The following is a 20,441-nucleotide window of genomic DNA, read 5'->3' on the forward strand; positions in this document are numbered from 1 at the left end:
TGTCCTAAGGAGCTAAACGGTCGATAATCCACTGCTCTTCTTGTTTCGAGAACAAAAAGCGATCGTGAAGTCGATGCTCTCCACCCTGCCAAAACTCTATGCTTTGTGGTCGAATACGATACCCGCCCCAGAAACTAGGTACTGGGATCTCTCCGGCTTCAAACTTTTTCTTGAGTTCAAGAAACTTGCCTTCCAGCACGCCACGAGCGGAAATTCGGCTACTTTGTTTACTGGCGATAGCGGCAAGTTGGCTACCTTTAGGGCGAGAAGAGAAATACTTCAAGTTTTCCGTTGCCGATAATTTTTCTGCTACACCGGTAATATGAACTTGACGTTCTAATGGGTGCCATGGGAAATGGAGGCTAACTTTGGCATTATGCTCTATGTGCTGCGCCTTGCGGCTACCCAAGTTAGTATAAAAAACGAAACCGCGCTTATCGACATCTTTTAGTAGTACAATACGCTGAAAGGGCTGACCCGTTTGATCAACGGTCGCGACTGTCATTGCTGTCGGGTCGGTCAGTTTCGCCTCAATGGCTTGTTTTAACCACAGGTTAAACTGCTCGATTGGGTCTGCGTTGAGATCTTTTCGGCGCAGTCCACCTTTGTTATATTCGCGGCGAATATCTTCAAGTTCCATCTCTTGTCCTCGACGAAATTTTTCATCGATTGTGCGCGCTTCTCGACAAGAACTCAAGCCCAAGCCGCGGGTTATGACTACACTTTATTAAAACCATCTATCAAAGTGGAGAAACCTATCATTTTGAATGACAAAACTGACGCTAAGTCCTTAACATTTTTAGCTATCAGTAATAAAATCAATCGAATATCACCATATTACAAGGATCACCGATGAGTAAGAGCCGTTATAACAAGCTTACTCCTGACGAGCTGGATTATGTCGATGACAAAACCGCTGCGTTATTATTGAACACGCCAAACAGTGCCCGCATCATGCTGTGGGTAATGGTGATCTTTTTTGTTTTGGCAGGTTTATGGGCTGCGTGGGCTGAAATTGACAAAGTCACGGTGGGCCAAGGAAAGGTCGTTCCCTCTTCACAACTTCAAGTGGTGCAAAACCTCGAAGGTGGCTTGGTCAAAGAGATCCTTGTTCGTGAAGGACAGAAAGTCGAAAAAGGCCAGCAATTGTTGCTGATTGATGACACGCGTTTTCGTTCAGATTACCGCGAGCGTGAACAACAAGTCGCCAACTTAACCGCAAGCGTGCTGCAACTGTCAGCATCCATTACCAGCGTGGTCATTGATGAAGAGTTTGAAGACGCAGAATGGCAACGAGCGGTGTTGCTCAATTTTAACCGCCTCGCCTTTCCTCCTATATTGGTCGAGTCTCAACCTCGACTTGTCGCGCGTCAACGAGATGAGTACCGTCAAGATCTCGAAAACCTCCGTAACCAACTGTCCGTGATTGACCAACAAGTTAAGCAAAAACAACAAGATTTAGTAGAGATCCAGGCGCGTATCAAAAACTTACGTGAAAGCTACCGCTTTGCCGATAAAGAACTTGAGATTACACGTCCACTTGCCGAAGAGGGGGTGGTTCCTCGCATTGAATTGCTAAAACTGCAGCGCCAAGTCAACGACACGCGCCGCGAACTAACCTCAAGCGAACTCAAAATGCCGGTTTTACAATCAGCAATTAGAGAAGCGATGCTTAGCCGTATTGATGTTGCCCAGAAGTTTCGTTCAGAACAGCAAGAAAAGCTCAACGAAGCTCAAGACAGACTTTCATCATTGACTGAGTCGACAATAGGTCTGGAGGACCGCGTAAACCGCACCGTCGTAACCTCGCCAGTCACAGGCACAGTAAAAACGCTCAACGTTAATACAGTTGGAGGCGTTATTCAGCCGGGTATGGATATTGTGGAAATCGTTCCGAGTGAAGATACGCTGTTGGTTGAGGCTAAGATTGCACCTCAGGACATTGCATTTTTGCGCCCTGAACTGCCAACCATTGTTAAATTTAGTGCTTATGATTTCACTAAATATGGTGGGTTAGAAGGCACTTTAGAACATATTAGTGCCGATACCACCACCGATGAAGAAGGCAATAGTTTCTATCTTGTGCGTATTCGCACCAAAGAGACCAGTCTCGACAAGGATAACTCACTGCCTATAATTCCGGGAATGACGGCTTCTGTCGATATTATTATTGGTAAGCGAACCATACTTGAATATCTGCTCAAACCAATTTTAAGTGCTCAAAACAACGCCCTGAAGGAATAGCTATGACTAATTTTAATGACCGTTATTCAAGGATTGCCGCTTGAAGGCAATCACTCTAGCAAAATGCTCAGTCGCCTTTGCGCTGTTATTTTTTGCTACAACGACTTCGTTTGCTCTTAACACCCAAGAGCAACGTTGGGTTGATTCGGTCAGAAAAACCTATGGCGACCGCGCCGGAAGGCGAGTGGAAACCTGGCGTCGGGAGATGTCTCAGTACGCTTCGCTACCCGAGCGACAAAAGCTCACCAAAGTGAACAGCTTCTTCAACCAGCTTAACTTTGTTGATGATATTAATCTTTGGGGAAAAAACGATTATTGGGCAACACCGCTCGAATTTTTAGGCAGTAATGCGGGTGACTGCGAAGATTTTACCATTGCCAAATATTTCTCTTTATTAGAGCTCGGCGTCTCCGATAAAAAACTGCGCTTGGTTTATGTTAAGGCTATCGAGCTCAATCAGTTCCACATGGTGTTGGCATACTATTCCACCCCCAGTGCCGAGCCAGTACTGTTGGACAATATTAACCCAGAGATTAAACGTGCTTCTACCCGCCGCGACTTATTACCTATTTACAGTTTCAACGGTAAAAACTTGTGGCTAATGAAGTCGAAAAACGGACAACTTGCAGGGAAATCTTCTAGGCTCAGCCTTTGGAATGATCTCCGTGCGCGAGAAAAATCGCTCCAACTAAACAAACCCATAGTCAATTATGATGAGTAGGCAATATGACGTTATATAAACAACTTGTCGCCGGCATGATTGCGGTTATTTTAATGTTGCTGATTTCAGTGTTTATCATTGAATTTAATACAACACGAAACAACCTCATTCAACAGCAGCAATCCGAGGTAAATAATACCATCAATACTGTTGGCCTGGCCCTAGCCCCCTATCTAGAGGACAAAGACCAAGTCGCAGTTGAGTCGGTCATTAATGCACTATTCGATGGCAGTAGTTATTCAATCGTACGGCTTATCTTCTTAGATACTGGTGACGAGATCCTACGTACCTACCCGGTCCAGCCCAATGACGTCCCTAAATGGTTTACCCAACTCAATCTATTTGAACGTATACATGATCGCCGTGTTGTGACGAGTGGTTGGATGCAGTTAGCAGAAGTCGAAATTGTGAGTGATACTGGAGATGCCTACATTCAGCTATGGCTTGCGTTTGAACGTTTAGTTATCGCGTTCTGTATTATTCTGCTTATTGGTTTGTTTGCTATTTCGTTCATTCTTAAACGTGCGCTCCGTCCATTGCAATTGATTGTTAATAAAATGGAGCAAGTCGCGCGTAATCAGTTTGGCGATCCACTGCCACGACCTACCACACAAGATTTGATCTACGTTGTTGATGGCATTAACAGCATGTCATCTCAACTTGAAAAATCATTTAAAGCACAAGCAAAAGAGGCGCAGCAACTGCGTGAACGTGCCTATATCGACCCAGTTTCCCAGTTAGGTAACCGTGCCTACTACATGAGTCAACTCAACTCATGGCTTGGCGAAGGTGGTATGGGTGGTGTCGCTATTCTCGAAGCGAGCTTTATTCGTGAACTCTACGACGACAAAGGCTACGAGGCTGGTGACGGGATGGTGCGAGAGCTCGCCGATCACCTAAAAGTGTCGCTCTCTTCACCTAACGTAACACTTGCACGCATTTCGACCGAAGAGTTCGGCTTTATTGTTCCTAACCTTGATGAGAGCGAACTAAAATTAATCGCCGAAAGTATCATCACTTATGTACAAGACGTCAATGCTGACCCTACGGGTATGGCGACACCGAACATTTCGCTTGGGGTTGTTTATAACAAGGGCTCGACCAGTTCAACTGAGCTATTAACTATGCTCGACAATGCGTTGGCCGCAGCGAAGTCAAACCCAGAGTTGGATTACAGCTTCGTGACGGGTGAACAGACCGACAGTTTGATGGGCAAACAACAATGGAAACAATTAGTCAGTGAAGCCATCAGCAACGATTGGTTTAGCTTCCGTTTCCAAGCGGCTAACGACAGTTCCGGTCAAACCTATCACCGAGAGGTGTTCTCAGCGATCGAAAAAGAAGGTGAACGTTACAGCGCAAACCAATACTTATTTGCACTCGAACAACTCAATGCCAGCCACCTGTTTGATGAGTACGTCATCGAATCGATAGTCAAACGTTTAGAGGCGGGTGAGTTTCACGCACCAGTCGCCATCAACATCGCGCAAAGCAGTATTTCTCAACCAAGCTTTATCCGTTGGGTGACTCAACTGCTTAATAAACATACTCAAGTCGCCTCATTGCTCCATTTTGAGATCCCAGAGAATTGCTTTATTAACTCACCACACCATACCGCCTTATTTTGTAATGCGGTGCGCGGCGCAGGTGCTGATTTCGGTGTCGACAACTATGGACGAAACTTCCAATCGCTTGATTATATTAATGAGTTCCGCCCTGCGTATGTAAAACTCGATTATCTCTACACCCATCATCTTGATGACGAAAAACAGAAATTTACTCTGACGTCAATTTCAAGAACAGCGCACAATCTGGGCATTAAGACCATTGCATCGCGAGTCGAGACACAGACTCAGTTAGACTTCTTAGCTGAGCACTTTATTGAAGTCTTCCAAGGCTTCATCGTAGATAAATAACAAATAAAAGGTATAGCATGCAGGATCCGCTATTAAATTCTCTTATCTACGTCAGTCGATACTATGGATTAGCTAACTCTCCCGAGGCGTTAATTAATGGCTTGCCGCTCTCCGATGGTAAGTTGACCCCTTTTCTGTTCCCTCGCGCAGCAGAACGTGCCGGGCTAGTCGCGAAAGAGAACCGCGCAGAACTTGATGAAATTTCACAACTGGTGTTACCCGTTGTACTGATTTTAAAAGGTGGTGACGCTTGTGTTCTCAATAGCATCAACGCAGACAAAACCGAAGCTGAAATTGTTTCTGGAGAGTCGGGGTTGGTGCCCATTTCCATTTCTCTTGAAGAACTTAGCCAACTCTATGTTGGTCGCTACTTTCTAGTAAAAAAGCAGTTTCGTTACGACGAACGCTCACCAGAAATTTTAAAAACACGCGAAGGTCACTGGTTCTGGAGCACGATTTGGCAATCGAAAAAAATCTATCGAGACGTGTTGATCGCTTCAATTTTGATCAATTTATTTGCCATCGCTGCGCCAATGTTTACCCGTCTAGTGTACGACAAAGTGGTGCCCAACCTAGCGTTTGAAACCTTATGGGTACTCGCGAGCGGTATTTTCGTCATCTTCTTGTTTGACCTTACTCTCAAGCTGATGCGCAGCTATTTTATCGACGTGGCAGGGAAGAAGTCCGATATTTTGATCTCTTCTAAACTGTTCAGTAAAGTCATGGGCATTCGAATGGAATCACGCCCAGCGTCGGTTGGCGCCTTTGCCCGTCACTTACAAGAATTTGAGTCGATCCGTGAGTTCTTTACTTCTGCAACGATTGGCTCTTTGATTGATTTGCCTTTCGCCATTCTCTTCTTGTTGCTGATCTGGTTAATGGCAGGAAGCCTTGTGTTCGTCCCGATTATCGGGGTTCTGATCTTAATCATTTACTCGTTGTTGATTCAAGGACCTTTGCGTCACACGATCGAGGAAGGCTCACGACTTGCTTCGCAAAAATACGCCAACTTAATCGAAAGTCTGGCCGGTTTAGAGACCGTTAAACTATTTGGCGCGCAGAGCCAATTCCAATACCGTTGGGAAGAAGCCGTCGCGCATATGGCGAATTGGAGTGTTAAGAGCCGTCGCATCACTGATGGCATTCAAAATACCGCCGGATTTGTACAACAAGCCTCTAACGTCGGTATGATTATTCTCGGCGTCTACTTAATTGCAGAGGGCGAGTTGACCATGGGTGGCTTGATTGCCGCCACCATGCTCAGTGGTCGTGCAATTGGCCCTATGGTTCAGTTATCGCTGCTTTCCACTCGTTACAATCAAGCTAAGTCATCCATGACGATTATTGATCAAGTCATGTCGATGCCAGATGAACAAGAAGAAGGCAAACGCTACATCCATCGTCCGATCATTCATGGCAAGATTGAGTTGGATAAAGTGACCTTCCACTACCCAGACTCACCTGTCGCTTCGATTCGTGATTTAAGTTTAACCATCAACCCTGGCGAAAAAGTCGCCATTATCGGCCGTATTGGTTCAGGTAAGACAACGTTAGAACGTTTGATTATGGGGTTGTTTAAACCTACTGAGGGTCACGTTCGTATCGATGATACTGACATAGACCAACTGCACCATATCGATATTCGCCGCAATATCGGTTGTGTTCCGCAAGACAGCCAACTGTTTTATGGCACGATTCGCGACAACATTACCTTAGGTCGACCACTGGCTGACGATAGAGATGTTCTCGACGCCGCAAACCGCGCTGGTGTGACGGTATTCACCCAACAAGATCCCGCGGGTCTTGAACGTCAAGTGGGCGAAGGTGGTTTAATGCTGTCGGGGGGACAACGTCAAGCCGTTACCATCGCACGTGCAATCCTTGGTCGTCCTCCGGTATTGCTGCTTGATGAACCAACAAGCGCCATGGATAACCGTTCAGAAATGCATATAAAACAACAACTCGCGCAATTAAAATCAACCGAGACGCTGATTTTAATCACCCATAAGACCTCAATGTTGGATGTCGTGGATCGAGTTATCGTGATGGAAAAAGGCTGCATCATTGCTGATGGACCTAAATCAGAAGTGCTTAACAGCCTTAAGCAAGGTAAAGTCAGAGCGGTCAACTAACCCTAAAGCGTAAAATGAAAAAGCCATCAGTTCGATGGCTTTTTGTTTATCTTAAGCAGACGAAGTTAGCTCGTTGGGCAACTTGCTACCCCCACTTCCTTCCACACACCCCACTGACCGGATTGCGTAGGATCATCGCCTTGAGTCCACCATTTTGCTTCCCAAACTTTACCAGCCCACGTGACTTGTTGACCACCGTTGTAGACTGCTGCCGCATCCCACAGATTATCGCACAACTCACCACCTGATGAAGTTTTAGTCACAACAACCGTACTCGACGCTGTGACATTGGCTTGGCCATCGCTAACCGTCACAGTAAACGCTAATGAGGTATCTTGGGTGTATTCAGCAGCAACAAAGCTCACCATTGCACCATCGATCGTCGCGTTTAATCCTGCAGGGATATCCCATGAATAGCTGAGTGGGTCATTGTCGGCATCGCTTGAGGCAGATGCATCGACGACTACCACATCGCCACTTTGGACTGTGGCAGGAGCACTAACGACAGCGACTGGCGCTTGGTTTACTGGTGGCAGATCTTGCGGATTAATGCTAATCACAACGGTATCTGATGCAGAAGCGCCTTCATTATCGGTCACTGTTACCTTGAAACCGTAGCTTTGTGACGCCGTCACCTCATTAGCAGCAAAACTTGCCTGCGCAGTGTTAGTACCCGTCAACGTCACCGTCTGACCTGAAACTTGCGTCCACTCGTAACTCACAATAGCTCCGTCGCTGTCTTTCGACGCTCCGGCATCTAAAGTCACCGTCACCGGACCAACGACCGTTTGGTCTGCGCCCGCATTTGCCACTGGCGCTTTATTGACCGGCGTACCAGTACCACCAGCTAAACCTTCATGCATTGCATTTAAGATATCGCCGTTATCTGCATCAATCTCCCACGAGAACAGACCAGCTAGACCTAAGTCGCGAACATAAGCGCCTTTCACTTTCACAGAGCGGTCGTCATCAAACGTAATCAGTTTACCTGACGTCGGATTCCATAGCCAAGGGGCTTGCGCTTGCTCATCGTAACCATATTGGAAGCCATTAATACCCGTATTGTCAGGCCCCAACATAAACGACTTAATGCCTTTATAATCAATAACTCCATCTTCCCAAACGCCTTGAGCACTTGAGCCTGTCAGTTTACCGTTACCAACACCTGTCATTGGATCTGTTGGGTCACTTAATGAGCTCGGTAGTACCCCTTCCCATCCACGCCCATACATGGCCGCACCAAGCACAAGTTTGTTAGCCGGGACGCCTTGAGCCAGTAATAACTGAATACCATTGTCTGAAGTATAAGCTGGCCCAGTATATGGTTTGCCATTCTCATCGACGCCAGTTCCATCACATTGACCAGGACGCATAAAGTTACCGCAATAAAGCGCCGTCTGATGGCCGAGGACATTGTTCCAACCGCCATAGAAGTCATAAGTCATGGCGAAGATATAGTCCATGTACTGTACTGCATCGGCATAATCAACATCTTCTATCTTGTCGTGGCCAACGCCAATCGCAGAGGTCAACTCATAAGTACGACCACTATTCGCTTCCAACTCGTCAAGCATGGCACGCAATTCACGCATCAATGCGACATAGGCCGGGCCATCATTAACCGGATCGCCCTTGTCGGCAGCAGCACCGCCGCCGCCAGGAAATTCCCAGTCAATATCGACACCATCATAGAACTTCCATGTGGTTAAGAAACGTTTAACCGAAGCAACAAACGTATCTCGGTTGGCTTTGGTGGTAAAATCAAAGAATGGGTCTGATAACGTCCAACCGCCAATAGATGGAATGATCTTAAGATCGGGGTTACGCTGCTTGAGTGCCATTAACATGGCATAGTTGCCCTTGATTGGAGAGCTGTATTCATGGCCTGCCTGAGGGAAACTCTTTTGATAAGCGGCCCATGGGTCATGAATCACAACTTCATAGTCAGGCACCCCCTGACAAGCAGTCATAAGCGCATTGTAGCTGTTGCCACCAACCGATTTCACCGACTCGTTAGGACCACAAATTGGGATAAATCCGTAGAGGATATGAGTAAGATTATCTGCAGGCAGGTTATCAACGGTGTAATCGCGACCATAAATACCCCACTCGACAAAATACGTCCCGACGACTGTATTCGGGTCGGTATTGTATGACTTGTTATTTGGATCAATGTTCATCGCAAGCGGCGCAAGGTGAGCACCATCGGTATCCGCGACCACAATTTCGGCTGGCGCACTGGTACTACAGCCCGTGGCGTCACACGCTTCGATGGTCAACTGATAACGGCCGCCTTTGCCATATTGGAAGTTGGCACTGGTTTGGCTACCCGCAATTGGACCGGTTGCGACTTCAACACCATCAAAGTAAATCTTGTATGTATCCCCTGTGGTTCCACTCCACTGGTTAAACTTAATACTGATATCCGCTTGTTCTTTATACTTAACCATCTGGTTGTAGCCAGAGGTGGTTTCCATTGCCAATTCAATCTTAGAAAACTGTAGATTGTTCGATCCATATACATCAACGCTCGGAGCAGCAGGTGCCGCCAGCGTAGTGCCAGAGATCGCCAATGCGATGCTCGCTGCACATATAGTAATACGATTCATACCTATTTCTCTCATCCCTTGTATGTTTGCCCCAATTGTCAGAGCCACGTCTGTTCAATCGAAAGTGAAGAACATCACCTTCAGTATTTAAGAGACTTTTTTTTTAATGGAAAAAATAAAGACTAAATACGAGTGATTACTTAAAAATTTATCGACGTTATCAGCTTGTTACATGACAAGCTCGATACTGAGTCAAAATCTGAGAAAATATAAGTAATCAGAATTAAACGCGGTTTAAATCAAGCAAACCAGCAGTTGGCACTATCAACAATTCAGTGAACAAGATAGAAAACTGCTGAAATTTGTTAAAAGTGCAGCAGTGGTTCCAATATCAACAGAAATAGCGATGTAATTATTTAGACTTAAAACGCGCCGTGAAATGACGTAACACAGGCAGTTCGTACTCAAAGGTTAACCCTTTCAGCTCATGCGCGCGCTCCTTCAAGGCAATTATCGCGTCCGCGACGTAGTCGATGTGATCGTTGGTGTAAACGCGTCTTGGAATAGTTAAACGCATCAGATCAAGCTCAGAAGGCTTTTGCTCAATCGTGCGTGCAGTGCAACTGGCAGAAACAATGAAATTAGCAAACTTCTCACATTAAGATATTGAAATCGCATTGAGAGCTAGGCACTCTCTTGGTTTAAATGTCTGTTGACTAGGGATCGATAATGAAAATAAAAACCACACTCTTCACTGCCATCGCACTTGGTATAAGCAGTTATGCCTCCGCTCAAGTGACGATTAGCATTCCTGATACGATTGATGTCGTTGTCGCCAATAATACCAAGCCTGAACTCAAAGGCGGCTTCTTTGATGCCAGTAAAACGTTAATTCTGCCTGATGGCGAGAATCAGATTCTGTTTATCTATAAGCCCTATTTCGACCAAGGCAAAGACCGCGTTATACTTGACAGTGACCCGCTGATCGCCACATTCAGTGCTCAAGATCAACAGCTAGAATTTGAAATGCCAACTTACCGCAACGCTCATCGAGCATCGCAACAGATCCATAGCGTAGAATGGTCTCTAAAAGACAGCAGCGGAAACCTTATTCCAGTAAAGCAAGACAAATTGGTTAAAGAGGGCATGCAGATTGGCCGTAACCTACAAGTGGAGCTGGCTGAATACAACCGTAAGGGTGGCAAGGCTGCATTGTCTGGTTTGACAGCGACCCCCGTCGTCGCAACGATTGACAGTAAAAAATCGGCCGACTCAACGGCCGAAGAGATGCTGTATTTTTGGTATAACAAAGCTGATGCAAACACCAAAGCACGTTTCAAAGCGCACATTAATCAGCAGTAATTGACGTCACAAGGAGCCATTGCACACAAGCAGTGGCTCAACATGCGTTTGGCCCGTCGATATGCGATAACACTCTTCGCCATTCGCCACTAGACATCTAAACAGCTCAGCATCAAGTTTACCTTGCTCGACTAATTCACGAATAATCGCAATCGCCTTCTCTAGCGATAAACCCGCACGATACGGTCTTGATTGAGTCAAGGCTTGAAACACATCGGTAATCGCAATCAATCGGCTCGGTTCATCTAACTCGTCCGCATCAAGGCCGAGTGGATAACCTGAACCATCAAGACGCTCATGATGATTGGATGCCCACTGAATAATCTCGGTATTGGCAAAGATCCTTTGCAGTACATGGCGTGAATCGGTCGCGTGACGTTTGATACATATATACTCTTCATCCGTCAGGGTACCGGGTTTGTGTAGTACTCGATTCGGCGTTTTGAGTTTACCGATATCGTGGATAAGACCAGCAAAATACAACATACGAGTCGTATAGGCAGGGTATCCCAACTGAGTGCCGAGATATTCGGCCAATTGAGCGACATGCAGTGAATGCTGATAGGTAAATGCGCTTTTCGCATCAACAATTTTACCAAACAGCTCAGCAACCTCTATTGACTCATCCAGACCAATTCTTAACGAGAAAAATGGCAAATAAGAAAAATGCTCAGCAAGCGATTCTATATAACGCGGTTCCATTGAGAACCAAAAATCATCACACTCAATCAACTCAAGCATTGCATTGACTTGGGTCGTTTCAAACATAACGTCACAATTAGCTTTGAGCTCTTCGGCAATATTGCGTTTGCATTGATGGGACAAGTTTCCGTAGCAATCTAGGTTAGCATTCGCTCGCAAGTTATCGAGCCGATCGGCTAAAAAAACCAAACTCGCAAGCTGTTTGTCTTCTTCACTAACTCCTGCCAGAGGCTTTAAATCTTGCCACCAAGTGTGATGATAAAGGATCGGCGTCGCCATTGAAGACAACGGTTGACAGGCACTTAACAGTTCATAGCCTCTGATACAGTGGTGATTGGTATCGCTTGGTACTAGCTGAGACAAAAGCCCGTTACGCTCATTTAAATCAGACACTCCACAATCATGAACGAGTCCCAGAGAAAAAACGAATTGGGCTTTTTCATTACTCCAGTTAAGCTGTTGAGCGCAGCGATGGGCAATATAGGCAACACGATGACCGTGATAGATTTCGTCGACACCGACAGCATCAAGCGCATAGGCAATTTCAAACAGTACACGACGTAGGTCGACACTTATTTCTTGCTTGGCAAAGACCATTGTGACGTTTCCAATTATTAGTATTTATTATGCCGCACAGAGTAAACTAAAGTACTAATGATAAACCATAGCATATGAAAGGTTATTAACAGAACTGTGACTTCACCAACGTAATGCATATTTTACGTGCTAGAGTTTTACCATTATTTGCATGCCAGTTTGCTAGCCATCACCGCTTGATTTTGTTACGTTTCTTACAGCAAAGCATGCAAGGAATGGAATATGTTTAGACGCACTATCGACCCTGATATCGACTTAGCTCTTATTCAAGAGTCATTTGCCCCATATTACAGCCAAATTGTTGCTGAACAGCGTGACTACTTAGCCGAATGGTTAGCCTGGCCACAACACTGTCAAAGCGACCAAGACTTTCGTCTTTTTGCTCAACGTATGTTGCACGATTACGCCGACGGAAAGTCGATGACTTGCGCTATTTTTTTCCGCGATGAGCTCGTCGGAAACTGCAGTTTCAACAAAATCAATTATGATACCCAATGCGTTGAAATTGGTTATTGGTTGAGTCAACACCATCGAGGTAAGGGCATAATGCCGCGCGCTGTTCACTCTCTTATTCAAATCGTGTTTGAAGAATTAAACATGGAGAAGGTGCAATTATCAGCCGCCGTAGATAACCATGCCAGCCGCCGAGTAGCAGAAAAAGTAGGCATGGTGTTAGAAGGCATCCTAACCAATCAAGAAAAAGTCTCTGGCCGTATTCTTGATCATGCCGTTTACGGACTCAAAAAGTCGCCATTAATGAGTGAGTGAACACGTTGTTTTTTTAGATTAATAGAGATTTACCAAACTATGTACTACTATTGGCGCCAGATTTTGTAGTTAGAGAAATTTCTAATGTCTACAAGCATTAAACTAATTTTGATCGTCCTAGCTTTGAGCGGTGGCTTTTTTGCCAGTGACATCATTAAGTGGTTTCAATCACCTCAAACCAATATATCGTTAAACGATTACTGCTTAGTCACAACAGCGGGTTGTCAGCAAGACGGAATTCGCATCACTGCTGACCGTGATACTACCCAACCGTTAGCGCCCACTCAACTCACCGTTGACTGGCCAAACTCCAGCAGTGAAACGCTGTTTCTGACACTTCAAGGATATGAAATGGATATGGGTAAGTTGGTCTTTAAATTGGACAAAAAACCTCAAGGTCAATTTACGGGTCAAGTCGTACTGCCGGTATGTACATCGGATGCCATGACTTGGTACGGCACTCTTTCTGACCAAGTCCACTCAATCAACACTTCAATAAGGATGGAACGATGAGTAAGAAATGGGGATTCGCACTCTTAGCCGCGTTTGTCTTGGGTGTTGGTTTAAATCACTATTATATTAATTCTCAAAGCGCTTCTACGTTGACTGATAGCACGCCTAACTCAAGCATCTTATATGGTGAAAACAATGCCCCGGTCGATATCTTTGCCCCAAGTGATCAACGAATTCGCGTTGTCTATTTCGGTTTTACCCGTTGCCCTGATGTTTGTCCTACCTCGCTGGCAATGTTAGCAGGTGCACTCAATCAAATTGACGATAAAACCCAACAACAATTTCGGCCGCTTTTTATCTCGCTTGATCCTGAGCGTGATGCCGCGGCAGACGCTTATCAATACGCTCAGTATTTTCATCCGATGATAGAAGGATTGTCAGCGCCACTCGACATTACCACTCCGCTGGCTCATCGCTATGGCGTTATTTTCCGCAAGACCAAGTTAGAAAACTCTCAACTTGAGTACACGCTCGATCACAGTTCTTATTTCTACTTTCTCCAACCCGATGGCACGTTAATCACTAAAGTGCCACATACTCTGACACCGGCGCCCTTGGTGGAAGCCTTTAAAAACCTGAATTCCAAAGGATTATGACCATGAGATTGAAAGCCTTGCTACTGGCCGTTTTTGCCTTAAGCCCTCTTGCTCACGCAGATCAAACCGACATTATGGCGCACAACGCGTACGCCCGTGCCACGCCGCCCAATGCACCGACCAGTGCAGTATTCGTTGAAATCCTCAATCAAGGTGACAAAGATCGCTACATTGTATCTGCGTCAACGCCAGCCGCCGGCAAAGTAGAACTTCACGATGTGATTACCGAAGGCGATGTGATGAAAATGCGTCAGATCGAGCGCATCGAAGTGCCAAGTAAAGGAAAAGCAATACTTAAACCTGGTAGCCTGCATATTATGTTGTTCGACCTTAAGCAAGCGTTTGTAGAAGGTGAGCAGATAGACGTAGAGATTACGTTTGCCAATGGTGAACAACAAACCTTTAGTGCGCCAATCAAGAAAGTCATGAGTGGCATGAAACACCATCATTAAAAAATGACTTAACAAGGTGGGTAAGCTCCCACCTTGTTGATTAGATAATTGGTTTAAATGACTGCGCGAGCAAAGACGCCACTGTGGACTTTGCCAGAGTAAAGAGCTTCGTTTAAAAAGCTGACGACGTTTTATAAAAATTCAAAATGAACAGCGTCAGTATAAGTGGTAAATCGACTTACAAGACGAAGAGTCTCCCGCCCCTCTTATTCACCAAACAAGCACACAATAGCAACATAAAATTCACATCATCTCATTTCAATTAATTTTTCATGCTAATTTTCAATTACATCTAGACACATTATTTCAAGCCGCTAGTATATCGATCTCAGTTTGATATAACTGTTATTACTATAACTCTATAAAACTATTCATTGCAGGGATAACTATGCAACACAACTCACTTATTGCACGCTTTGCTCGTGGCAATCTGGTTTTGCAGATCCTAGCCGGCATCATTCTCGGTGTAGGTCTAGCGACTGTTTCTCCACAGCACGCTCAAAGTGTTGGATTACTCGGAAGCCTGTTCGTTGGTGCGCTCAAAGCCGTCGCCCCTATTCTCGTTTTTATTTTGGTCGCTGCCTCGATCGCCAATCAGAAAAAAAACCAGCATACCTATATGCGTCCAATCGTGGTGCTTTACCTTTTTGGTACGTTAACTGCTGCACTGACCGCAGTCGTACTTAGCTTTTTATTCCCAACCACATTAACGCTTGTAACAGGTGCCGAAGGCGCAACACCACCACAAGGTATTGCTGAAGTCTTAAATACTCTGTTATTTAAGTTAGTCGACAACCCAGTTAATGCTCTGATGAGTGCAAACTACATTGGTATTTTGGCATGGGCGGTTGGCCTTGGTCTGGCGTTACACCACGCATCAGCTACAACCAAAGCGGTATTTGAAGATTTGAGTCACGGCGTTTCGCAGATCGTTCGCTTCATTATACGTCTGGCTCCTTTTGGTATCTTTGGTTTGGTTGCCTCAACGTTGGCAACGACTGGTTTCGACGCCTTAGCTGGCTACGCTCAACTGTTGGCTGTTCTGCTGAGTTCAATGGTTATTATTGCTCTCGTAGTCAATCCAATCATCGTTTATGTCAAAACAGGCGAGAACCCGTACCCACTGGTACTAAGATGTCTGCGTGAAAGTGGCGTGACGGCCTTCTTTACCCGTTCAAGCGCTGCAAACATCCCTGTAAATATGGCGTTGTGTGAAAAGCTTAAGCTTGACGAAGATACCTACTCAGTCTCGATTCCTCTTGGTGCAACCATCAACATGGCAGGCGCTGCGATTACTATCACAACCCTGACTCTTGCTGCCGTTCATACAATGGGTATTGAAATTGACTTACTGACAGCGCTACTACTCAGCGTCGTTGCAGCAGTTTCAGCTTGTGGTGCCTCTGGTGTTGCTGGTGGTTCGTTATTACTAATCCCATTGGCCTGTGGTCTGTTTGGTATTCCTAATGAAGTGGCGATGCAAGTGGTCGCGGTTGGCTTTATTATCGGTGTGGTGCAAGACTCTGCAGAAACGGCGCTGAACAGTTCAACAGATGTCGTCTTTACAGCGGCGGTATGTAAAGCGAAACAAAAACAAGCGTAATCTTTGCTGATACTAAAAAAGCCTCGTCATCACGAGGCTTTTTTGTATTTATAGAAAGGTGTTCAAACAATCGATGACTAATGTTTGTCAATCGGTGACTGAGTAAAATCAAGACGCTCGCTACTCGTTTCCGAGGCTTGAACGTCCGTCTCATCGGTTAAGAGATCTTCAATCACCGTGGCAGGATCGGTCATGGTAAGCTCGTCATTCAGTTGCTCGGCGTCTATCGGCGCCGCAATACGGCTGTTATCATCAATCGGAATATTACGCTTGTAGAGTCGATTAAGTGCCTTAATGATTGAGTGCTTACTGACTTTTCGTTCACGAATTTTCTTAACAATCGGCTTAGCGAGACTTTGCAAACCAACAACCGTATCGACACCAATATGCATCGCGACCTGATCTCGTAAATTACGCGCAGAGTCATGACCAAGTTGCGCCGCTAAAAACAGCCAGATGTAAGCGATAGAGTTTCCATTTGGACGATGTTCCATCCACGTTTCTCCGGCTCTGTACATAGCCTCTAGATGGCCTTTTTCCGCCGCACGCTCTATCCAATAACAACCGCGCTCAAAGTCTTGAGGCACACCCCATCCTTTGATGTAATTTAAGCCAAGCTTCATCCGACCTTGATTGCTTTTAAGCTCAGCAGCATCACGATAGTACTCGCTCGACTTGGTCGGGTTCTTTTGCGGATTGTTAGGCGATATCCACCAATCTCCCAAGAAAATCAGCGCATCAACATAATTTTGTTCGGCCGCTGACTCCATAATGTCGAGCGCCTTGGCAACATTGATGTCGGTACCATGACCATTAAATAGCGCCATGCCCATTTCGTATTTATGCGGTAGACTGCCATCAGCCGCCGCAATACACACTTGCCAAAACTTCGCTTTCTCTTTAAGCACAAGATCTTGTTTCATCTTATTACTCAGACGTACAACTCCGTACATCCCAGTCACACTGTCAAGCTCAGCCGCTTTGGTATACCAGTGAAGTGCTTCTTTCAAGCGCGCTCTTTCTGCTTCTTTTGCCAAGTAAAGAATGGTCGGAAGATCGCCATTTTCTGCTTTAGCAATGCGTTCTTGTTGTTCTTGCTTGCGATGTTTTTCTATCGCCTTTCGTTGCGCGATACTACGTTCTCTGCGCTCTTGTTCTAAACGTTTTTTACGCAGTGACAGCGCCAGCATCCACATAAACATGCCCAGTAGCAGCAATCCGGTCGCACCAATGGCGATCCCTATTATATTCATTCGTTCTTCTTTCGTGTATTAAGCTAATTATAATATCGGCAGCATACTCAAATGATTGAGTTTCTCAATCATACCCTATAACACACACACCACATACTGCTATACCATTAGTGGATGCAATGCAGTTCACAAGCTAGAGCAATTGATTGTCTGCTCACTTTTGAGCTTATTTTTATAATAAAATTTTTTCGGCAATAGTTACATAAACGACGATAATTTTAGTCAATCATTGTGCTTATCAAACCCTTCCGTGCCATATTTAAGACTAATTTATGAAAAATTGACCAAAAACAATAGCAGAAATACATCACTTATTTTATAATGCGAATTAATGATTCAAAACATCATAAATTCTAACATTAGGGGCAGAAAATGAGACTTATCCCATTAAACAAAGCCGCACAAGTCGGTAAGTGGGCAGCAGCGCACATCGTAAAACGTATTAATGACTTTCAGCCGACCGCAGATCGCCCATTCGTTTTAGGTTTGCCGACTGGCGGCACACCTCTGGCGACTTACAAAGCGCTGATCGAACTGTATAACGCAGGCGAAGTGAGCTTTAAGCATGTTGTGACTTTCAATATGGATGAGTACATTGGCATCTCTGAAGATCACCCTGAGTCTTACCGTTCATTTATGTATAACAACTTCTTTAATCACATTGATATCCAAGAAGAAAACATCAATCTTCTTAACGGCAACGCCGAAGATAATGAAGTTGAATGCCAACGTTACGAAGACAAAATCAAGTCTTACGGCAGAATTAACTTGTTTATGGGCGGCGTGGGCAATGATGGTCACATTGCCTTTAATGAGCCGGCATCGTCACTCTCTTCACGCACTCGTATCAAAACCCTAACGGAAGATACCCGCATTGCTAACTCGCGCTTCTTTGATGGTGATATTGAACAAGTACCTAAGTACGCACTGACGATTGGTGTGGGTACACTGCTAGACTCTGAAGAAGTGATGATTCTGGTTACAGGTCACAACAAAGCTCTAGCACTGCAAGCTGCGGTAGAAGGCAGTGTTAACCATCTATGGACAGTTTCTGCACTGCAACTGCATCCTAAATCGGTTATCGTTTGTGACGAAGCAGCCCAGCAAGAACTCAAAGTAAAAACGGTTAAGTACTTTACAGAGTTAGAAGCAAAAAATATTGTCGGTTTCTAAATCTAAGAATCTAAGACGAATAAAAAATCCGAGTTTAATACTCGGATTTTTTGTTGTCGCCCATCGAAAAGGTATGGCGACACCACCACCAGCCACTCTCGTTAACACGGGTCAACAGTGACCGTTACCGCAGAAAAAGACTTGATAACAGTTTAACCAACAACTTGGGATAATTAAGCAATAGATGACTACGCGGCAACCATGATGGTGTCACCATTACGGTTTTAGCATGTGAAAAGGTATAGAACCCTTCTTTGCCATGGTAGTGGCCAATTCCCGACTCGCCAATACCACCAAATGGCGCATCATCCGCCGCGACATGCAGTAAAGTATCGTTGATCACTACGCCTCCACTGTGGGTCTGTTCAACCACCTGTTGTTGCAGCACCTGATTATCTGACATCAAGTACAGTGCGAGCGGTCGAGGCCGTTCGTTGACAATAGTAAAGGCGTCACTTAGCTGTCGATAACTGATAATGGGCAAGATCGGACCAAAAATTTCCTCTTTCATCAATAACATTGAGTGAGTCACCCCAGTGATAAGATTTGGCAACATTTGCCGCTCATTCAACTGGACATCCTCAAGCGTATGAATGGTTGCCCCTTGTTGCTTGGCGTCAGACAAGTAAGTCTGCAAACGTTGATATTGACGCTCATTAACGATCTGGGTTATCGGCACTAGCTGCCCCTTGCGAACAAAACGCTTTTTGTACTTGGCCAAATAGGTATTGATGAACAGCTGCTCTTTACCTTCCGGTAGCAAAATATAGTCAGGGGCAACGCAAATCTGCCCGGCATTGATTGATTTCCCGATCATAATGGCATCGACGGCGCGTTTTATATCAGCATCATCGCCAATGATAACGGGCGATTTTCCACCTAATTCTAACGTCACTGGGGTTAGATTTTTCGCCGCAGCCTGCGCAACCAAACGCCCCACTGACGTCGAACCAGTGAAAATTAGATGATCAAAGGGTAAGGATGAAAAACTCTCCGCAATGTCGGCTTCACCTTCAATAGCAAAGATATGATCCTCAAGCGATGCACATATTTCGCTCAGCACTTGATTGGTGTGTGGCGTGTACTCACTAAGTTTAACCATAACGCGATTACCGGCAGCTAACGCGGTCACGATAGGGCCAAGGCTAAGAAAGATTGGAAAATTCCACGGCACAATTACTCCGACGACCCCAACGGGCTGGTACTCAACTTTTACCTTTGACGGTGAGAGCAATAATCCGGCGTGACGACGGCTTGGCTTCATCCATTTTTTTACGTGTTTGATGGTGTAATTAATATGGTTTACGGCGGGTAGAAGATCGCTGATCAAACTATCGAATTCGCTCCGAAATCCGTAATCGTTTTTCAATGCCTCAACTAGGTCATCTTGCCGAGCAAGTAACTGTGCTTTTAAGCGCGTCAGCAACGCGATTCTTTGAGCGTGATCTGGGTACGGATCATTGTGATAGAGTGCCTGAACTTTTTGATACAACTGCTCAAGCTCTTGCTTATTTTTGACATGTTCCTTATGCCAGCGATTCAAATCGACCACTTTTTCCATCAATAGCTACCAACTCATTCAAACAATTTACTCATAGTAGTAAGTTTTTGCTCTAATGTCGCTAAACAGGTCGCCTGCAATGGTCAATTATTGTCTAAAAAGGAAAACGCAGCGCCATAGACATCAGCTTGTGGGGGACAGGAGCATGTTTCATCGGCGCTGCGTGTAGAACCACCTACCAAATCAGTAAGCCAAATTATTGTGCCACTGAATAAGGAAAGGTAACACTGAGATCTTTTTCCTGCCTTTGTTCCCCATTTACCTGATAACGGCGACTTTTAAACGAAATAATCTGGAAA

At 45.2% G+C, this 20,441-nt stretch carries 16 protein-coding genes and 1 pseudogene; 11 read left to right on the top strand and 6 right to left on the bottom strand.

Annotation, left to right across the window (positions count from 1 at the left end; all coding sequences use genetic code 11):
- Window positions 1-4: 4 nt before the first annotated feature.
- Entirely contained in the window at window positions 5-640 is a 636-nt protein-coding gene (gene pdxH / locus BS19_RS18885; RefSeq protein ID WP_038177454.1) for a pyridoxamine 5'-phosphate oxidase, read from the bottom strand.
- Window positions 641-852: 212 nt separating this feature from the next.
- Between pdxH and BS19_RS18890 the strand changes: the two genes are divergently transcribed.
- The 4 genes from BS19_RS18890 to BS19_RS18905 are packed head-to-tail and all read left to right on the top strand — an operon-like array spanning window position 853 to window position 7,013.
- Window positions 853-2,244, top strand: a complete 1,392-nt coding sequence (locus tag BS19_RS18890; RefSeq protein WP_038177456.1) for an HlyD family type I secretion periplasmic adaptor subunit — start codon at window positions 853-855, stop codon at window positions 2,242-2,244.
- 49 nt (window positions 2,245-2,293) lie between these two features.
- Complete coding sequence (locus BS19_RS18895; protein WP_038177568.1) at window positions 2,294-2,965, top strand: transglutaminase-like cysteine peptidase; 672 nt, start codon at window positions 2,294-2,296, stop codon at window positions 2,963-2,965.
- Window positions 2,966-2,970: 5 nt separating this feature from the next.
- Window positions 2,971-4,881: a bifunctional diguanylate cyclase/phosphodiesterase gene (locus BS19_RS18900; protein WP_038177457.1), complete on the top strand. Its 1,911-nt coding sequence runs from the start codon at window positions 2,971-2,973 to the stop codon at window positions 4,879-4,881.
- A 17-nt stretch (window positions 4,882-4,898) separates the two neighbouring features.
- Window positions 4,899-7,013, top strand: coding sequence for a type I secretion system permease/ATPase (locus tag BS19_RS18905; RefSeq protein ID WP_038177459.1), 2,115 nt, complete (start codon window positions 4,899-4,901; stop codon window positions 7,011-7,013).
- A 65-nt stretch (window positions 7,014-7,078) separates the two neighbouring features.
- Here the strand turns inward: BS19_RS18905 and BS19_RS18910 are convergent, their stop codons facing one another.
- A complete protein-coding gene (locus BS19_RS18910) occupies window positions 7,079-9,622 on the bottom strand; it encodes a glycosyl hydrolase family 18 protein (protein WP_038177460.1) in 2,544 nt (847 codons plus the stop codon).
- A gap of 352 nt (window positions 9,623-9,974) precedes the next feature.
- A pseudogene (gene tnaA / locus BS19_RS20085) lies at window positions 9,975-10,172 on the bottom strand (tryptophanase); the annotation flags it as partial.
- Between the two features lie 119 nt (window positions 10,173-10,291).
- Between tnaA and BS19_RS18915 the strand changes: the two are divergent.
- Window positions 10,292-10,924, top strand: a complete 633-nt coding sequence (locus BS19_RS18915; protein WP_038177461.1) for a DUF2057 family protein — start codon at window positions 10,292-10,294, stop codon at window positions 10,922-10,924.
- Window positions 10,925-10,930: 6 nt separating this feature from the next.
- Here the strand turns inward: BS19_RS18915 and BS19_RS18920 are convergent, their stop codons facing one another.
- Window positions 10,931-12,223, bottom strand: coding sequence for an HD-GYP domain-containing protein (locus tag BS19_RS18920; RefSeq protein WP_038177463.1), 1,293 nt, complete (start codon window positions 12,221-12,223; stop codon window positions 10,931-10,933).
- 222 nt (window positions 12,224-12,445) lie between these two features.
- Here BS19_RS18920 and BS19_RS18925 point away from each other — a divergent pair, with 222 nt between their 5' ends.
- The 5 genes from BS19_RS18925 to sstT all read left to right on the top strand — a co-directional run bounded on the left by BS19_RS18925 (window position 12,446) and on the right by sstT (window position 16,155).
- Window positions 12,446-12,991 carry a GNAT family N-acetyltransferase gene (locus tag BS19_RS18925; protein ID WP_038177464.1) on the top strand — a complete coding sequence of 182 codons (546 nt, stop codon included), beginning with the start codon at window positions 12,446-12,448 and terminating at the stop codon, window positions 12,989-12,991.
- Between the two features lie 84 nt (window positions 12,992-13,075).
- The gene (locus BS19_RS18930; RefSeq protein ID WP_038177465.1) at window positions 13,076-13,504 is read left to right on the top strand and encodes a hypothetical protein; all 429 of its coding nucleotides are present in this window, start codon (window positions 13,076-13,078) and stop codon (window positions 13,502-13,504) included.
- A complete protein-coding gene (locus BS19_RS18935) occupies window positions 13,501-14,100 on the top strand; it encodes an SCO family protein (protein ID WP_038177467.1) in 600 nt (199 codons plus the stop codon). Before BS19_RS18930 ends, BS19_RS18935 begins: the two co-directional genes overlap by 4 nt.
- A gap of 2 nt (window positions 14,101-14,102) precedes the next feature.
- Window positions 14,103-14,552, top strand: coding sequence for a copper chaperone PCu(A)C (locus BS19_RS18940; RefSeq protein WP_038177469.1), 450 nt, complete (start codon window positions 14,103-14,105; stop codon window positions 14,550-14,552).
- Between the two features lie 388 nt (window positions 14,553-14,940).
- The gene (gene sstT / locus BS19_RS18945) at window positions 14,941-16,155 is read left to right on the top strand and encodes a serine/threonine transporter SstT (RefSeq protein ID WP_038177470.1); all 1,215 of its coding nucleotides are present in this window, start codon (window positions 14,941-14,943) and stop codon (window positions 16,153-16,155) included.
- Between the two features lie 77 nt (window positions 16,156-16,232).
- Here the strand turns inward: sstT and BS19_RS18950 are convergent, their stop codons facing one another.
- Window positions 16,233-17,408, bottom strand: a complete 1,176-nt coding sequence (locus BS19_RS18950) for a tetratricopeptide repeat protein (RefSeq protein ID WP_038177472.1) — start codon at window positions 17,406-17,408, stop codon at window positions 16,233-16,235.
- 372 nt (window positions 17,409-17,780) lie between these two features.
- Between BS19_RS18950 and nagB the strand changes: the two genes are divergently transcribed.
- Window positions 17,781-18,581 (top strand): glucosamine-6-phosphate deaminase, encoded by an 801-nt coding sequence (gene nagB / locus BS19_RS18955; protein ID WP_038177473.1) that lies wholly within the window; start codon window positions 17,781-17,783, stop codon window positions 18,579-18,581.
- 124 nt (window positions 18,582-18,705) lie between these two features.
- Here the strand turns inward: nagB and BS19_RS18960 are convergent, their stop codons facing one another.
- Window positions 18,706-20,142, bottom strand: a complete 1,437-nt coding sequence (locus BS19_RS18960) for a coniferyl aldehyde dehydrogenase (RefSeq protein ID WP_038177474.1) — start codon at window positions 20,140-20,142, stop codon at window positions 18,706-18,708.
- Window positions 20,143-20,441: the final 299 nt, after the last annotated feature.

The organism is Vibrio pacinii DSM 19139 (genome assembly GCF_000711795.1).
GTDB classification, from domain to species: Bacteria; Pseudomonadota; Gammaproteobacteria; order Enterobacterales; family Vibrionaceae; genus Vibrio; species Vibrio pacinii.

What these genes read in the sequence shown, in the direction of transcription:
- nagB (WP_038177473.1), top strand. Translation starts at nt 17,781, where the DNA reads ATGAGACTTATCCCATTAAACAAAGCCGCACAAGTCGGTAAGTGGGCA.
- BS19_RS18900 (WP_038177457.1), top strand. Translation starts at nt 2,971, where the DNA reads ATGACGTTATATAAACAACTTGTCGCCGGCATGATTGCGGTTATTTTA.
- sstT (WP_038177470.1), top strand. Translation starts at nt 14,941, where the DNA reads ATGCAACACAACTCACTTATTGCACGCTTTGCTCGTGGCAATCTGGTT.
- BS19_RS18910 (WP_038177460.1), bottom strand. Translation starts at nt 9,622, where the DNA reads ATGAATCGTATTACTATATGTGCAGCGAGCATCGCATTGGCGATCTCT.
- BS19_RS18905 (WP_038177459.1), top strand. Translation starts at nt 4,899, where the DNA reads ATGCAGGATCCGCTATTAAATTCTCTTATCTACGTCAGTCGATACTAT.
- BS19_RS18925 (WP_038177464.1), top strand. Translation starts at nt 12,446, where the DNA reads ATGTTTAGACGCACTATCGACCCTGATATCGACTTAGCTCTTATTCAA.
- BS19_RS18935 (WP_038177467.1), top strand. Translation starts at nt 13,501, where the DNA reads ATGAGTAAGAAATGGGGATTCGCACTCTTAGCCGCGTTTGTCTTGGGT.
- BS19_RS18940 (WP_038177469.1), top strand. Translation starts at nt 14,103, where the DNA reads ATGAGATTGAAAGCCTTGCTACTGGCCGTTTTTGCCTTAAGCCCTCTT.
- BS19_RS18930 (WP_038177465.1), top strand. Translation starts at nt 13,076, where the DNA reads ATGTCTACAAGCATTAAACTAATTTTGATCGTCCTAGCTTTGAGCGGT.
- BS19_RS18915 (WP_038177461.1), top strand. Translation starts at nt 10,292, where the DNA reads ATGAAAATAAAAACCACACTCTTCACTGCCATCGCACTTGGTATAAGC.
- BS19_RS18950 (WP_038177472.1), bottom strand. Translation starts at nt 17,408, where the DNA reads ATGAATATAATAGGGATCGCCATTGGTGCGACCGGATTGCTGCTACTG.
- BS19_RS18890 (WP_038177456.1), top strand. Translation starts at nt 853, where the DNA reads ATGAGTAAGAGCCGTTATAACAAGCTTACTCCTGACGAGCTGGATTAT.
- BS19_RS18920 (WP_038177463.1), bottom strand. Translation starts at nt 12,223, where the DNA reads ATGGTCTTTGCCAAGCAAGAAATAAGTGTCGACCTACGTCGTGTACTG.
- BS19_RS18960 (WP_038177474.1), bottom strand. Translation starts at nt 20,142, where the DNA reads ATGGAAAAAGTGGTCGATTTGAATCGCTGGCATAAGGAACATGTCAAA.
- pdxH (WP_038177454.1), bottom strand. Translation starts at nt 640, where the DNA reads ATGGAACTTGAAGATATTCGCCGCGAATATAACAAAGGTGGACTGCGC.